This is a genomic window from Mesorhizobium sp. WSM4809 (assembly GCF_055811655.1).
In genome coordinates, this window is record NZ_JBVVQW010000004.1 from 68,996 (window position 1) to 83,362 (window position 14,367).

The 14,367-nt window shown below is 62.9% G+C and carries 11 protein-coding genes and 1 pseudogene; 8 read left to right on the plus strand and 4 right to left on the minus strand.

Annotation, left to right across the window (positions count from 1 at the left end; genetic code table 11):
* Positions 1 to 16 precede the first annotated feature (16 nt).
* The 3 genes from AC0L24_RS11585 to AC0L24_RS11595 all read right to left on the minus strand — a co-directional run bounded on the left by AC0L24_RS11585 (position 17) and on the right by AC0L24_RS11595 (position 5,187).
* The gene (locus tag AC0L24_RS11585) at positions 17 to 1,246 is read right to left on the minus strand and encodes an aminotransferase class III-fold pyridoxal phosphate-dependent enzyme (RefSeq protein ID WP_127808156.1); all 1,230 of its coding nucleotides are present in this window, start codon (positions 1,244 to 1,246) and stop codon (positions 17 to 19) included.
* A gap of 119 nt (positions 1,247 to 1,365) precedes the next feature.
* On the minus strand, positions 1,366 to 2,928 hold the full coding sequence (locus AC0L24_RS11590) for an ABC transporter substrate-binding protein (protein WP_164761653.1): 1,563 nt from the start codon (positions 2,926 to 2,928) through the stop codon (positions 1,366 to 1,368).
* 84 nt (positions 2,929 to 3,012) lie between these two features.
* Positions 3,013 to 5,187, minus strand: coding sequence for an alpha-ketoacid dehydrogenase subunit alpha/beta (locus AC0L24_RS11595; protein WP_127808154.1), 2,175 nt, complete (start codon positions 5,185 to 5,187; stop codon positions 3,013 to 3,015).
* 279 nt (positions 5,188 to 5,466) lie between these two features.
* Between AC0L24_RS11595 and AC0L24_RS11600 the strand changes: the two genes are divergently transcribed.
* From AC0L24_RS11600 to AC0L24_RS11610, 3 genes and pseudogenes are all read left to right on the plus strand, one after another.
* Entirely contained in the window at positions 5,467 to 5,748 is a 282-nt protein-coding gene (locus AC0L24_RS11600) for a type II toxin-antitoxin system ParD family antitoxin (protein WP_023811572.1), read from the plus strand.
* A pseudogene (locus AC0L24_RS11605) lies at positions 5,745 to 5,885 on the plus strand (type II toxin-antitoxin system RelE/ParE family toxin); the annotation flags it as partial. The gene AC0L24_RS11600 and the pseudogene AC0L24_RS11605, both read left to right, overlap by 4 nt.
* Before the next feature lie 25 nt (positions 5,886 to 5,910).
* Complete coding sequence (locus AC0L24_RS11610) at positions 5,911 to 6,045, plus strand: hypothetical protein (protein WP_348639499.1); 135 nt, start codon at positions 5,911 to 5,913, stop codon at positions 6,043 to 6,045.
* A 45-nt stretch (positions 6,046 to 6,090) separates the two neighbouring features.
* Here the strand turns inward: AC0L24_RS11610 and AC0L24_RS11615 are convergent, their stop codons facing one another.
* Positions 6,091 to 6,870, minus strand: coding sequence for a helix-turn-helix transcriptional regulator (locus AC0L24_RS11615; protein ID WP_127397718.1), 780 nt, complete (start codon positions 6,868 to 6,870; stop codon positions 6,091 to 6,093).
* A gap of 112 nt (positions 6,871 to 6,982) precedes the next feature.
* Here AC0L24_RS11615 and AC0L24_RS11620 point away from each other — a divergent pair, with 112 nt between their 5' ends.
* The 5 genes from AC0L24_RS11620 (at position 6,983) to AC0L24_RS11640 (ending at position 14,265) form a co-directional block, all read left to right on the plus strand.
* The gene (locus tag AC0L24_RS11620; RefSeq protein ID WP_127808153.1) at positions 6,983 to 9,142 is read left to right on the plus strand and encodes a hydantoinase/oxoprolinase family protein; all 2,160 of its coding nucleotides are present in this window, start codon (positions 6,983 to 6,985) and stop codon (positions 9,140 to 9,142) included.
* A gap of 13 nt (positions 9,143 to 9,155) precedes the next feature.
* A complete protein-coding gene (locus AC0L24_RS11625; protein ID WP_473563725.1) occupies positions 9,156 to 11,360 on the plus strand; it encodes a hydantoinase B/oxoprolinase family protein in 2,205 nt (734 codons plus the stop codon).
* Positions 11,357 to 11,851, plus strand: coding sequence for an acetone carboxylase subunit gamma (locus AC0L24_RS11630; RefSeq protein WP_127328812.1), 495 nt, complete (start codon positions 11,357 to 11,359; stop codon positions 11,849 to 11,851). Before AC0L24_RS11625 ends, AC0L24_RS11630 begins: the two co-directional genes overlap by 4 nt.
* Before the next feature lie 88 nt (positions 11,852 to 11,939).
* Positions 11,940 to 12,767 carry an SDR family NAD(P)-dependent oxidoreductase gene (locus tag AC0L24_RS11635; protein WP_127395547.1) on the plus strand — a complete coding sequence of 276 codons (828 nt, stop codon included), beginning with the start codon at positions 11,940 to 11,942 and terminating at the stop codon, positions 12,765 to 12,767.
* 184 nt (positions 12,768 to 12,951) lie between these two features.
* Positions 12,952 to 14,265 (plus strand): O-antigen ligase family protein, encoded by a 1,314-nt coding sequence (locus AC0L24_RS11640; RefSeq protein WP_127395548.1) that lies wholly within the window; start codon positions 12,952 to 12,954, stop codon positions 14,263 to 14,265.
* Positions 14,266 to 14,367 lie beyond the last annotated feature (102 nt).

Genomic DNA, 14,367 nt, shown 5'->3' on the forward strand with positions numbered 1-14,367 from the left:
ACCGCATCGGCGCTGGTCACGCCACCTGCGCCGCTGCGGCCATGCCGGCATCGGCAGCCTGCAGGGCGAGATCTATGTCTTTTGCGGTATGCGCGGCACTCAGGAACATGTTGTGCCGGGGGTGGAAATAGGCGCCCTCGCGCAAGGCGGCCGAGCAGAAGGCGTCGGCCTTTTTCAATTCGGCATCGCCGTCGAAGAGCACCATCGGCATCGACACTGGGCCGGTCTGGCGAAGCGACAGGCCATGCTTCTTCGCTGCGGCATCGAGGCCTGAGCGCAGCCTGTCGCCGGCTTCAGTCATCCTGGAGATTGCGTCGGTGTCGCGCAGCGTGTTGATGGTGGCGATCGCGGCGGCCATGGCGACGGCGCCATACCAGAACGACCCCGTCACATAGACCTTGGTCGCGGCTTCGCGAAACCGGTCGGTGCCGGTGATCGCGGCAAGCGGATAGCCATTGGCGATCGCCTTCGAGAAAGCGGACAGGTCCGGCCGTACGCCGAGCGGTTCCCAGCTGCCGGCGAGATCGATGCGGAAGCCGGCCCTGACATCATCGACGATCAGCGCCGCGTCGGCGGCGGTGGTCAGCTCGCGCGCCTGTCTGGCGAAGGCGGCGGTCGGCAGTTCCTGGTCGCGGGCGATATCGTGGCGGAAAGCGGTGACGACGACGGCGGCAAGATCGCTGCCGGCCTGCTCGACGGCTGCCTCGAGGCTGGCAACGTCATTGTAGTCGAAATGGATGATATGGGCGCGGTCCTCGGCGGTGACGCCGGCGAGCGAAGGCGTGCACCACGGCACGGCGCCGTGATAGGAGCCGCGCGCGACCAGCACCTTGCGCCGGCCAGTGCCGGCGCGTGCGATCGTCACGCAGGCCGTGGTGGCGTCGGTGCCGTTCTTCTGCAGCATCGCCCAGTCGGCATGCGCGACGGTCTTGACCAGCAGTTCGGCCAGCTCGACCAACACCTCGCCAGGGCCGTTCATCGCATCGCCCAGACGACGCTGCCGCTCGGCCGCTGCCTCGACCGCCTGATGATGGTGGCCGAGGATATTGGGGCCCCAACTGCACATCAGGTCGATGTATTCGCGGCCATCGACGTCCCAGACCCGGCAGCCGTCGGCGCGCTCGAAGAACTGCGGATAGGCGGAGCCGAGATAGCGCGTCGCCATGTGTCCCCACATGCCGCCCGGAATGACCGAGGCCGCGCGCTCGCGCAGCAACTGGTCCTTGGAGTTGATCAGGGAAGGCATAGCGAGTTCTCCGCGTGTTGATATATCATATATTGATCTTAATGCTGGAAGAACAGGATTTGCTGACCGTCCAGGATGAGGAAGCGGGAGGCGGCTGGCCGCCTCCCGCATCTTTTCGCTCAGTGGCTGAGTTCCGCCAGCGGGAGGTTGCAGCAGGCGCTGTAACGCACGCCCTTGACGTCCGACTTGTAGGCCAGGATCAGGTTCGGGCTGATCAGCGGCAGGATGATCCTGTCCTTGATCATCTCCTCGCCGGCCTGGTGCCACAGCTTGGCGGCCTCGTCGCCGCTCGCCGCAAGGGCTGCCTTGTAGATATCCGCTTCCTTCGGATTGAGCACCGACGGATCGCGCTCCGCGCCGGCGCGGCGCGCCCACGGGCTGCCCTTGGTCATGGCGAAATAATCGACGTATTGCGACGTGCCGTAATAGTCCGGCGCGTAGAACACCGCCGTCATCGGGATGCCGTCGCCATTGACGCGTTCGCGCCAGTTGGCGAAGGGGATCGGCTGCAGGTCGAGCTTGATGTTGATCTTGGCCAAATCCTGCTGAACCTTCTGCATCAACAGCGACAGATCGACGCCATAGACGTTCATGCCGGGAAACGCCGCTTCCATCTCGAAGCCGTCGGCATGGCCGGCCTTGGCCAGAAGTTCCTTTGCCTTGGCGACGTCATAGGGTTGCGCCTCGAAGCCCGAACCGCCGGGGAAGCCGAGCGGGATCGGTGCGCTGATCAACTGGCCCTCGGAGCCGATGGTGAAGTCGAGGATGCTCGGACGGTCGAGACCGAGCGAAATGGCCTCGCGCACTTCGGGCGTCAGCGGAACCTTGTTGGCCTTGGCGCCGGGCGACAGCGCCACATAGATGAAATTGTAGGACGGCACGGTCTCGATTTTCACGTCGCTGCCGGTCATCGTCTTGGCCGTGTCCGGGTCGATCTGCATGGCGATGTCGGCGGTGCCGCTCTGCAGCATCTGTGCCTGGGCCACCGCATCCTTGGTCTGGCGGATGACGACTTCGCTCAGCGCCGGCGCCGTGCGCCAGTATTTGTCGTTGCGTGCCAGCCGCAGTTCCGAATTGGGCTCATAGGATTTCAGCACGAACGGTGCGCTGCCGGCCGAATGCGCCAGAAACCAGGCCTCGGCATTGTCTGTCGTCGAAGCGTCCGCATCGGCCTTGGCGCCGGCTTCGGAAGCAACCTTGCTGTTGACGACCGCTGCGTAGGGCGCCGCCGCGATGTTGAGGAATTCGGAGCTCGGCGCGACCATCTTGACGACCACCGTATGCGCGTCCGGGGTCTCGATCGAGGCGACATTGTCCATCAGGAACGAGGCGCTGCCCTTGAGGTTCTTCAGCCTCTCCCAGGACCATTTCACGTCCTTGGCTTCGACCGGCGAACCGTCCGAGAATTTGGCGGCCGGGTCGAGCGTGAAGGTGAAGCTGCTCTGGTCGGCATTGCCTTCCCATTTGGAAGCGAGCAACGGGATCAGCTTGTTGTCCTTGTCCAGCGTCAGCAGCGATTCATAGACGCTGGAATTGTAGATCTGGCAGGTGTCGCAGAAGGCGCGGTGCGGATCGAGCGAGTTGAGGTCGATGTTGCGCGCAATGACCAGCGGCTTGCTGTCCTGCGCGAACGTGGCCGGCGCCCAGAAGGCGCTGGTGGCCAGCAGCACGGCTGCCAGCATCGTCGCCCTGGTCTTGTTTCTCTGTAGGATGCTCATGTCAGTTCTCCCATTTTCTTGTCGGATCTTTGTGGCAATGCGTTCGCTCTATCCACCCACGGCAGTGAGGGATTGAAGCGCGGCCTTGAGCTTTTCAGCGCCGCCCAGTGCGGCGCGGTTGAGCGGGGCCGATACGACGGGAGCCGAGAGGCTTCCCGTCACATGCAGGATCTCGTGATCGAGATAATCGAACACGCGATCCTGAATCTCCTGTGTCAGTCGTCCGCCAAGCGATAGCCCACGCTGCACCTGTTCGATGACGGCTACCCGGTTGGTCTTGCGGATCGAGGCCTCCACCAGCGGCCAGTCGAGCCCGGTCGGGTCGAGGCTGCGCAGGTCGATGATCTCGGCATCGACGCCGGTCTCCTCGACCACCTGGCTGGCGACGGCAACCATGCTGGCGCTGGTGAGCAGTGTACAGGCGCTGCCCGGCCTGACGATCTTCGCCTTGCCGAGCCGCACGCAATAGTCGCGGTCGTCCGCAGGCACAGGGCCTTCGCTCGGGAACAGCTCGACATGCTCGATGACGACGACCGGATCGTCGCATTTCAGCGCTGAATTCATCAGGCCGATATAGTCGAAGGGCGTCGTCGGCGCGACGATGCGCCAGCCGGGAAACAGGGCGAACAGGCCGGACGGATCGCCCGAATGCTGCGAGCCGTAGCCGGTGTGCGGCGAGACGCGCACCCTGACCACGATTGGCACCGGAAAGCCGCCGCCGAACATGTGGCGCACCTTGCTGACCGCGTTGAACAGCTGGTCGGCGGCAACCAGGCAGAAGTCGCCGAACATGATCTCGACCATCGGCCGCAAGCCGCAAAGCGCTGCACCCAGCGCCACCCCGACAAAACCATTCTCGGCGATGGGCATCGCCAGCACACGCTCCGGCCAGCGCTCCAGCGCGCCCTTTGTGGCGCCCGAAACGCCGCCGCGCAGCCGGTGCACATCCTCGCCCATGATGATGATGCGCGCGTCCTGCTCCATGGCGCGCGCAATCACCTCGGACGCGGCAACCATGAACTTGACCGGCCTGGTGTCGGCCGGCGGCACGTCCTCGATCTCGAGGAAGCGCTCGCCCTTCAGTTCGGAAAGATCGCCGCGGATCTGGTTGTCGACGTCGCTTGGGTCCGGCCACAGATGATCAGGAATGCGCAGCGCGTTGCCGCTCATCTCGGTCAGGGAATCGGCAGCGGTGTTGACCACCTCCATGACGCGCTGGTCGAGTGTACCGAGGTCCGAAGCGTTCAGGATGCCCATCGTCTTCAGGCGAGCCGCCATCGTCGCAAGCGGGTCGCGCGCTTTCCAGACGTCTTCCTCGGCGCGCGTGCGGTAGCCGAATTCGCTGCCCGGGCGGGCGCCGCTCTGGTGTAGAAACCGATAGCAGAGCGCCTCGACCAGCACCGGGCCGCCGTCTTCCTCAATCGTCCGGCGCGCCTCGCGCATGGCATGGTGGACTGCCACCACATCCATGCCGTCGCATTCGATGCCGCGAAAGCCGAGCATAGGTCCGCGCGAGGCCAGCCGCGTCTCTCGCGTCTGCTCATTGATGTGCGTGGAGACGGCATAGAGATTGTTTTCGGCGAAAAAGATCACCGGCAGCCGGTAGAGCGCGGCGATGTTCATCGCCTCATAGGCCGGCCCTGCCATCATCGTGCCGTCGCCGAAGAAGGCGACCGAGATGTTGCCGGTGCCGAGCAGTTTGTCGGCGAGCGCATAGCCCGCCGCGTGCGGCAGGTTGCCGCCGATAATGGCGCTGGTGCCTGGGATGCCGGAGGCATCGTCGCGCATATGCATCGAGCCGCCACGGCCGCCGCAATAGCCTGACTTGAGGCCCATGATCTCGGCCATCAGGCCGCGAACCGATCCCTGCATGCCTGGGTTGAAAGCATCATGCAGCGGGTCGAATCCGCCGGGCGTCTGCGCGTTGACAAGCTTGGCCAGCACCTGGTGATGGGCACGGTGGGTGCCGTTGATGCGGTCGCCGGTGCCGAGCACGGACATGGCGCCGACCGCCGTGGCCTCTTGTCCGATGCTGGCGTGGGCCGGACCATGCACCAGCCCGGCATTGGCCAGATCGAGCACCTTTTCCTCGAAACGGCGGATGAGCAGCATCTGGTGATACCAGCGCACCAGGCTCGACACCTCGGCGTCGGTCCAGTCCGAATCATCGACATCTAGCCGCAACCAGGGCGCCGATGGCTGGATCGATGTCTGCTGGACCATGTCAGCTATTTCCGCTCTGGTAGATGATATATCAAATATTTTCTCAGTCGATTGGGCCGTTCATTTTTCCTGGGGGCACGACGCTGGCAAGAAGGTTGCAGCAAATGGAATTAAATTTCATTTTTGCGAGAAGGCAAAGACTAAGCCGGGACGGCGCGGTTCCGCAAGAGGAATTTTTGAGACTGCTAGCAGCGCCGATGTCGGTTTCTTGGGCCGACAGGTTTTCTCACGTATTGGATATTGGTATGATATAATCACACCGACATTATAGGAGAAATCATGGCTGCCACCGAAAAGCGCACCTTCAGCCTGCCAACAGAGCAGGCTGCTTTCATCGACCGTCTCGTTGAATCAGGAACCTACGCGACCAGCAGTGAAGTGATCCGCGCCGGCCTTCGCGCCCTGCAAGAGCGCGACGCGGCCGTAGAGCGCTGGCTCCGCGAGGAGGTTGTGCCGACCTATGACAGGTGGAAGGCGGATCCTTCCCGAGTTATCCCAGCCAACCAGGCTTTTGACGACATCCGCGCTCACCACGCCGCCCGCTTTAAGAGGGATGTGTGAAGCGCCGGCATATTGTTCTGTTGCCGGAAGCCTTAGCGGACTTAAGATGGATATACGACACCATCGAGATCGCCGCCGGCAACGTCACGGCCATACGCTATATCGAGCGTATCGAAGCCTACTGCCAGGGTCTCGACTACGCCTCGGAGCGCGGAACACGCCGTGACGATCTGCGGCCAGGGCCTTCGGGTTGTCGGTTTCGAGCGCCGTGTAACGGTGACCTTTACAGTGGAATCCGACCAAGTGGTGATCTTCCGTGTGTTCTATGGCGGCGCCAATTGGGAGGATGAGCTCTAACCTGCAACGGGAAAAGCGTAACCCGCTTAGCTGTCCGAACCCGGGCTATCGGTCGACCCGATGCTGGAAGAACTGCAAAAACAATTCCCGCTCCGTGGTGATGTCGAGCTTCTCGTAGATGCGCCGGCGATGGTTCTTGACCGTGCCGACGGTGATGCCGAGGCGTTCGGCGATGTTGGCCGTCGGGTGACCGGCGAGGATCAGTTGGACCAATTCCCGCTCGCGTAGTGACAGCTCCGGCCACAGGCTGGCTGGAATGGTCGGTTCCCGCCGGGGCGAGGCGCCGGGGCCTGTCGGCGCTGACGTGCGGGAGAATTCCGTTCCGCGCGCCTTGATGTCGAGCGCATGCAGCGCCTCGAACACCGGCAGCCGTTCATCCAGCAGGGCGATCTCGCTGTCCTTGAATGGCGTGGTCGAGCGGTCGAGGAAGATGCCGAGGCACCAGTCGCCGCCGTCCGCCAGCATGATGCCGACCTCGTCGCAGATCTCCGACTGCGCCAGGAAGCCGGCTATGTACTGGCCGCGCTTGGCCTCATCGTTGGCAAGCCGTTTCAGCGGCATGATGCCCAGCCTTCGCTCGCGTCGCCACGACGCATAGAACGGGTCGAAGACATAGTAATTGTCGAGATAGCGCCGGACCATTTCGTCCGAGAAGCGTCGGTGTTTGATGAATTCGGGTGTCTGCGTCGTCGAATAGCGCGTCACCGTGACGAGGTCGTGCTCGATATCCGCGCCGATCAGGTCGATCAGGCAGTCGACATGCCTGTCCGTGCCGGTGGCGGCGATCGCTTTGGCGAGCGGCGCCCAGATGGTCCCCATGCGCATGCCCTTTTTTCGGCGATGTCAGCTCAGCCGTCATTATGTCTTTAGGCATATGGCGCGAAGCCGCCCATCGAATCTAGCCTTGCGTCAACCTAGACCAGATCCCGAGGCGACCGTGACCCAACCCAATCTCACCGGCCCCATCGTCGGCAATCCAATCGTCATCGGTATCGACGCCGGCGGCACCATGACCGACACGATCCTTGTCGATCAGGACGGCCACTTCAAGATCGGCAAGTCGGCGACCACGCCGAAGAACGAAGCCGAAGGTTTTCTCGCGTCTGCCGAGGACGCGGCGGATGCCTGGGGCATCTCGCTGGAATCATTGTTTTCCGGCGTCAACGTCGTGCTCTATTCCGGCACCGGCATGCTCAACACACTGTTGTCGCGCACCGGCCGCCGGCTCGGCCTGATCACCACCAAGGGCCTCGAGGACATGATCCTGATGGGCCGGGGGCTGCAGGCCTGGGCCGACTATTCCTATGCCGACCGGCTGCATGCCGTCACCCATCACCATCCAGATCCGCTGGTGCCGCGCCGCCGCACGCATGGCGTCACCGAGCGCATCGACCAGTTCGGCGACATCGTGTTGCCGCTCTACGAACACGAAGTCTCCGCCGCGGCGAAAAAATTGATCGCCGACAAGGTCGAGGCGATCTGCATCATGACCATCTTCTCACATGTCAATCCGGTGCACGAGAAGCGCATCGCAGAGATCTGCCGCGCGGAGGTCGACAAGGCCGGTGCCGACATCATCGTCTACACCAGCCACGAGGTTCGTCCGGTCATCCGCGAGCAGTCGCGGCTGAACTCGGTGCTGATCGAGGCCTACGCCACGTCGCGCGGCCGCAAGCAGCTCAAGGGCATTGAGGATGTCTCGAAGAAATACGGCTTCAAATATGGCGTGCAGACATTGCTCTCCTTCGGCGGCCTGACCTCGATCAACCACCCGCGCCTGCATGAAACCATGATCTCCGGCCCGATCGGCGGCATTCTGGGCGCTGCCTATGTCGGCAAGCTGATCGGGAACGACTCGCTGATCTGCTCGGACATGGGCGGCACCTCTTTCGACATGGGCGTCATCACACGCGGCCAGACGCGGATCGAGAACGAGCCGCTGATGGACCGTTTCAAGCTCAACGTGCCGACGCTGCATCTCGACACGATCGGCGCCGGCGCCGGCATGATCCTCAAGGTCGATCCCCTGACCAAGAAGGTCTCGCTTGGGCCGGAAAGCGCCGGCTCGGATCCCGGTCCGATCTGCTTCGATCGCGGTGGCACCGAGCCGACCATCGCCGATTGCGACGCCATCCTCGGCCGCCTCAACCCACACTATTTCCTGGGCGGCAAGGTCGTGCTGCAGGTCGAAAAGGCGCGCCGCGCCTTCGAGGAAAAGTGCTCCAGCGTGCTCGGCGTTGGTGTCGAGGAAGCCGCGGAAGGCATGATCGACATGCTGGAGTCCGATGCCAACAACGCGCTGCGCCGGGTCATTTCCGGGCAAGGCATCCATCCCTCCGAATTCACGCTGCTGTCCTATGGCGGCTCGGGACCTTTGCATCTGGCCGGCTGCTCCAGGGGCATCGGCTTCAAGGACATCATCACCTTCCAGTTCGCGGCCGCCTTCTCCGCCTTCGGTTGCACCACGGCCGATTTCATGCGGCGTCATTCCGTCTCCACCCAGCACGACATCCCGTCACGCGCCGACGGGGCTACGCTGGCCGCCTTCGGCGCCAAGGTCACCACGGTCTGGAACGACCTGACCAAGGCAGCGGTCGACGAGATGATCGCCGACGGCCATACCAGGGAGAAGATCAGGACCGTGCCGTTCCTGATGATGCGCTACACCGGCCAGCTCGAGGACGTCGAAGTCATGGCGCCGCTGGCCGAGGTCGGTTCGGCCGACGACATGCGCGGGGTTATCGACGAGTTCGAGGCGGTCTATGCCAAGGTCAACCATCGCGTGTCGCGCTATGGCGAAGCCGGCTTCACCATCACCGAACTCGGGCTGATCGCCACCGCAGACAAGGTCAAGCCGGTGCTGCTCAAGCGGCCGCTCGGCAAGTCTGATCCGGCAGTCGCCCACAAGGGCGTGCGCGAGGCCTATATCGGCGGGCGCTGGCACAAGGCCAATCTCTACGAGATGGATCTGCTTCAGCCCGGCCATGAAGTCATCGGCCCGGCCATCATCGAACATCCCGCCACCACGCTCGTCGTTCATCCGCAGGACCGTGTCCATGTCGATGAATGGACGCTGCTGCACTACACCCACGCTTGAGAGGGCGACCGCCATGTTGGACAAACCTGCCTCGGCCCTGCGCCTTCGCGAAAGACTGCTCGATTCCGAGCGGCTGATGGAGGAGACCGGCTGCTATGACGGCATCACGGAACTCACGCTGCGCAACCAGGATCCGCTGAAATTCGAGACGCTGCACACCAAGCTGCGCGCCTATTGCGTCTCGGCACGCGAAATGGCGCGCCGCATCTCGGCCTCGCCCGGCGTGCGCGAGGTCGGCGAAATGGTGGTCGCCATCTACACGCCCGAGGGCGACGCCATCGCTCTCTCCAACGGCATCATGGTGCACGTCCATACGATGAGCCGCTTCATCAAATGGATGATCAAAAACGGCTACGAGGACAACCCGCGCATCCGCGAAGGCGACATCTTCGCCAACAACGACGCCTTCATAGGCACCGTGCAGGTGCCCGACGTGATGGACGTGGTGCCGATCTTTCATGAAGGCACGCTTGTCGGCTGGGCCGGCGCCGTCTGCCACGAGCTGGAGGCCGGCGGCATTACCCCAGGCGGTGATGTGTGTCTCGCGCAGGAGCGCTTCACCGAGGGTCTGTTCGTCTGCGCCGAGAAGATCGGCGAGAACGACGAGATCCGCCGCGACTACGTCATCCGCTGCGAGCGCAATCTGCGCATGCCGATCTACTGGGTGCTGGACGAGAAGGCCAAGGTCGCCTCCTGCATCGATATGCGCGAAAGCGTCAAGCAGCTCATCTCCGAGATCGGCCTCGACTACTGGATGAAGGTGTCGAAGGAGTTCATCGAGGAAGGCCGCCGTGCCCAGCTCGCCCGCACCCGCCAGCTCACCGTCCCCGGAATCTATCGCGGCCACACTTTTTACGGCCACGTCACCGCAGGCAAACCCGGCTTCCAGCTGCTCGGCGATCCGGACTGGCTCTACAACATCCCGATCGAGATGGAGATCACCACCGACGGCAAGATCACCATGGACTTCGAGGGCACGCAGCCCTGGGGCTACCATTCGATGAACTGCACGCCGGCCGGCATGGATGGCGGCATGTTCGTCACCTTGACCCAGCACATGAATTTCGAAGGGCTGGTCAATGACGGCGCCTGGATGGCGACCGAACTGAAACTGCCGCACGGCACCTGGACCAATCCCGACAACGAGATGGTGGCGACCGCCACCTCGTGGGCGCTGCTGCTGCCAGCCTATGGCGTCTTCCAGCGGCTTTTGTCGCGCAGTTTTATCGCGCGTGGCTTCGTCGAGGAGGCCTTCGTCGGTCAGGTCAACAGCCCCATGATCGAAATGGGTGGCCAGAGCCAGTACGGCACGCCGTTCGGCATGGCCCATTTTGAATGCGCCGCCGCCGGCTCCGGCGCGCTCGCAATCAAGGATGGTCTCGACACCGCCTATGTCGGCTGGAACCCGGAATCCGACATGGGCAACATCGAGGTCTGGGAACAGTCGATGCCGATGGTCTATATCGGCCGCTCGATCGTGCCCAACTCCGGCGGTGCCGGCAAATATCGCGGCGGCTGTTCCTTCGTCTCGACCTGGCTGATCAACAAGACGTCGCATCTGCGGCTCCACACCTCCGAACATTCTTCGCGCGTGTTCGACAATGGCGGCATGTGCGGCGGTTATCCGGCGCCGACCTGCCAGAAGCATCGCGCCGTGCGCAACTCAGACATTCACGAACTCGCGGCAAAAGGCGAACCGCTGGCGCATGCGCCCGGCATCGATCCGCATGTCTCCGACTACGAGCGGAACATCGGTGGCGACCATGTCGTGGTCGAGGGCCCCTACATCACTGCGCCGCACAAATCCGGCGACATCTTCAGCCATTCCTACAATGGCGGCGGTGGTTACGGCGACGTACTGGAGCGCGATCCGATCAAGACCGCCTGGGATGTCGAGAACGGCTTTCTCACCCGGCAAGCGGCGGACCAGGTTTTCGGCATTGTGCTGAAGGACGATGAAGACGGCTATCCCATCGCCGATATCGACGCCACGGTCGAGCGCCGCGCCGCCATGCGCAAGGAGCGTCTGGCCAAGGCGGTCCCTGTGGTGGATTGGATCGCCAAGGAGCGTGGTCGTGTCGAAAGGGCCGATTTCGCCCCCGAGGTGAAGAAAATGTACGCCAGCGCGATCAAGCTGTCGCCGCGCTTCACCAGCGAATTCAGCGAGTTCTGGAACGTCGATGCCAGATCGATCTTCATGCCGGGAGCAAAGCCATGACCTCGTATAGCAAGGAAGTCCTGGGCGATCTGGCCGCAGGCAAGCTGCCCTGGCCACAGACAAGGCGGATCATGAGTGCCTACAAGGACGATGACCGTTTCTTCAAGATGGTTGCCGTCTATCAGGATCGTGTCGCCTGGAAAGATCCGATCCTGCTGCCGGTCTCGGACCATCTGTTCATCTGCCAGAGCGGCGATGAGCGCATTACCCGCTGCGAATGCGGCCACTCCTTCGGCGACTATCGCAAGAACTGGAAGCTGAAGGCTGCGATCAACGTCCGCAACACCGAGGGGGCTTTGCGCGAAATCTATCCCAACAGCGATCTCCCCGATCCCGAATGGATGGAGATCCGCGAATTCATCTGTCCGCAATGCGGCACGCTGCACGAAGTGGAAGCGGCGGCACCTGGCTATCCCATCGTCCACGATTTCGAGCCCGACCTCGAAGGCTTCTATCGCGAATGGCTAGGCAAACCGCTCCAGCAAACATGAAACGCTGGCGATGGAGGCTGCGCCGGTGTGATTGCCAAATACGGTCAGGCCTGATTGCCTGCCCGGAACGAAGTGGAGACCGTGCGCCATGAACAACCTTTTCGGCCGTAGCGCCATCGTTACCGGTGGGTTCTCGGGCATGGGCTTTGCCATTGCCACGGCTTTGGCTGAAGCCGGCGCGAACGTCGCCGTCGGCTCCTACATCGCGCCGGCCGGCGCCGACAGGTCCGATGCCGCCTATTATCCCGGCGCGGACGAGATCGGGCGCGTGCGTGCGGCTCTTGCCGCCCACGGAACGAGGGTTCACGCCGCTCATCTAGACGTGCGCGACAGCGACGTCGCCAATCGGTTCGCGGCTGACGCCGAGGTGGCCATCGGCCCCGCCGATATCCTGGTCAATGCCGCTGGGACGACCGCGGAGCAGCCGGTCTGCGGCCATTCCGACGCGCTATGGGACAAGATCGTCGATACCAACCTGACGGGCGCCTTCCGCGTCACGCGTGCGGTACTGCCGGGCATGATCGAACGCGGCTGGGGCCGCATCGTCAACATCGGCTCAACCGCCGCCTCGGTCGGCTGGAAGGACAACCCAGCCTACTGCGCGTCCAAGGCCGGCCTTCTCGGCCTCACACGCTGCGTGGCGCTGGAAGGGGCAGCGCATGGCGTCACCTGCGTCATGATCAGCCCGACCTGGGTCGAGACCGAACTGATGCGCCGCAATGTGGCGCAGGTCGTCGAGCGCCAAGGCAAGGGGCGCACCGCTGAGGAAGCGATGGCCGAGATCGCCAAAAGCAACCCGCAGCAGCGCATGCTGCAGCCGCAGGAGATCGCGGCTCTGGCGGTGTTCCTGTGCTCGGATCTCGCCAAGGGCATCACCATGGAGAACATCCAGATCACCGGCGGAGCGCTTTGGTAGCGGCTGATCTCTCCGCAGATGCCTCGCTGTAAGACAAGGTGACCGGATTTGCCATTGAGCGCCGGGCGCAATAGGTTATATTGCACTGCACAATGGAGACGCCGTTTATTGCACGCCCATATTTGCGAAGATTCCGGCCGGCTCATGGCTTGCCGGCCCTGGGTCGTGTCGGCGGAACCCTGAGATGAAGATTCCAAAGTCCCTGCTTATCGATCCCGAGAAGAATTCGGTCTATGGCGCCTTTGCCGTAGCCGTTTCGATCTGGGCGTTTTCTTATTCGGTCATCTTCGGCCAAATCTTGATCCTGGCCTATTATGCGGTCTGGCTTCCGCTCATCCTGGTCGATTACCGGCGGTTTCTGCGGCATCTGTCCAGCGCCTGGCTGCCGCTGCTGTTTGCGGCCTATATCTGCTTCTCGGTTTTCTGGTCGCAGGCTCCCGGCGTCACCGCAAGGACGTCGGTCCAGTATTTTTCCCATATTGCCTGCGCCTACGTAGCTGCGCGCACCGTCAGCGTGCGCACGCTGACCATAGGGGCGCTGGTCGGGATATTCGTCGTCCTTCTCTATTCGCTGAAGGTCGGGAACTATTCCGAGGATGTCCTTGACGGCACCGTGAACTTCGTCGGCGCCTTCGCCTCCAAGAATCAGATCGGCTTTGTCGGCTCGCTCGGCATCTATTTCTGCGTTGTCTTCCTTGCATTCTACAGACGCGGCCGGCTGAGCTTCATACTGGCGGTGCCCGTCGTGCTGCTGTCGGCCTATGTCCTGGTCGCCTCGCATTCCGCCACCTCGATGGCCTCGATACCCGCGGTTCTGGCGCTGGTGGCGCTTCTTGCGATGAGCAAACTTCTGTCACGCCGCTATCGCCGGGTCATCTTCCTGATCGGCGCGGGGCTGCTGGTCGTGACGGCCTTCGTCGCCTTGAATCTCGGGCTGATGGACTTCGTCCTCGGCCTCTTCGGCAAGGATTCGACGCTCACCGGGCGAACCTATCTGTGGGAGCAAGGCTGGAACACGGTCCAGAAATCGCCGATTCTCGGCGTCGGCTATGCCGCCTATTGGGTGCAGGGCTTCGCTGAAGCCGAGCGGCTGTGGAACGAATTCTACATCACCACCCGCACCGGCTTCCACTTCCACAACACCTATATCGAGGCCCTCGTCGAACTCGGCTTCGTCGGAGCGACGCTGGTGTCGCTGATCATGCTGCGCACGCTCTACGGCCACGTCTCGGCGGTGATCTTCAAGGCATGGCAGGCGGACTCGGTGATCCTTTTCGGCGTGATGGTCCTGCTGCTGATCCGCTCCTTCGTCGAGGTCGAGATACTGAATCCCTACATCATGGGTTCTTTCCTGATGTATTTCAGCTTCTTCAAGCTGGCGCGGCTGCCCGTTACCCGCAGGCGGCGGTCACCGGCTCTGGAGCCGGCTGACGCGGCCGGGGGCGAGACTGACTGGCCTCGGTATGCCGGCCATCCGGCGGGCGCCGGTCCCTCATAAACTATCATCTCGCGGGCTGAAGGGAGCGGCCTTCCTTTTTTGAGCAAGCATGTGCTCGGACGGGAAGCCTCGATCCCGAGACGGCTATTATGGTTTCCGCAG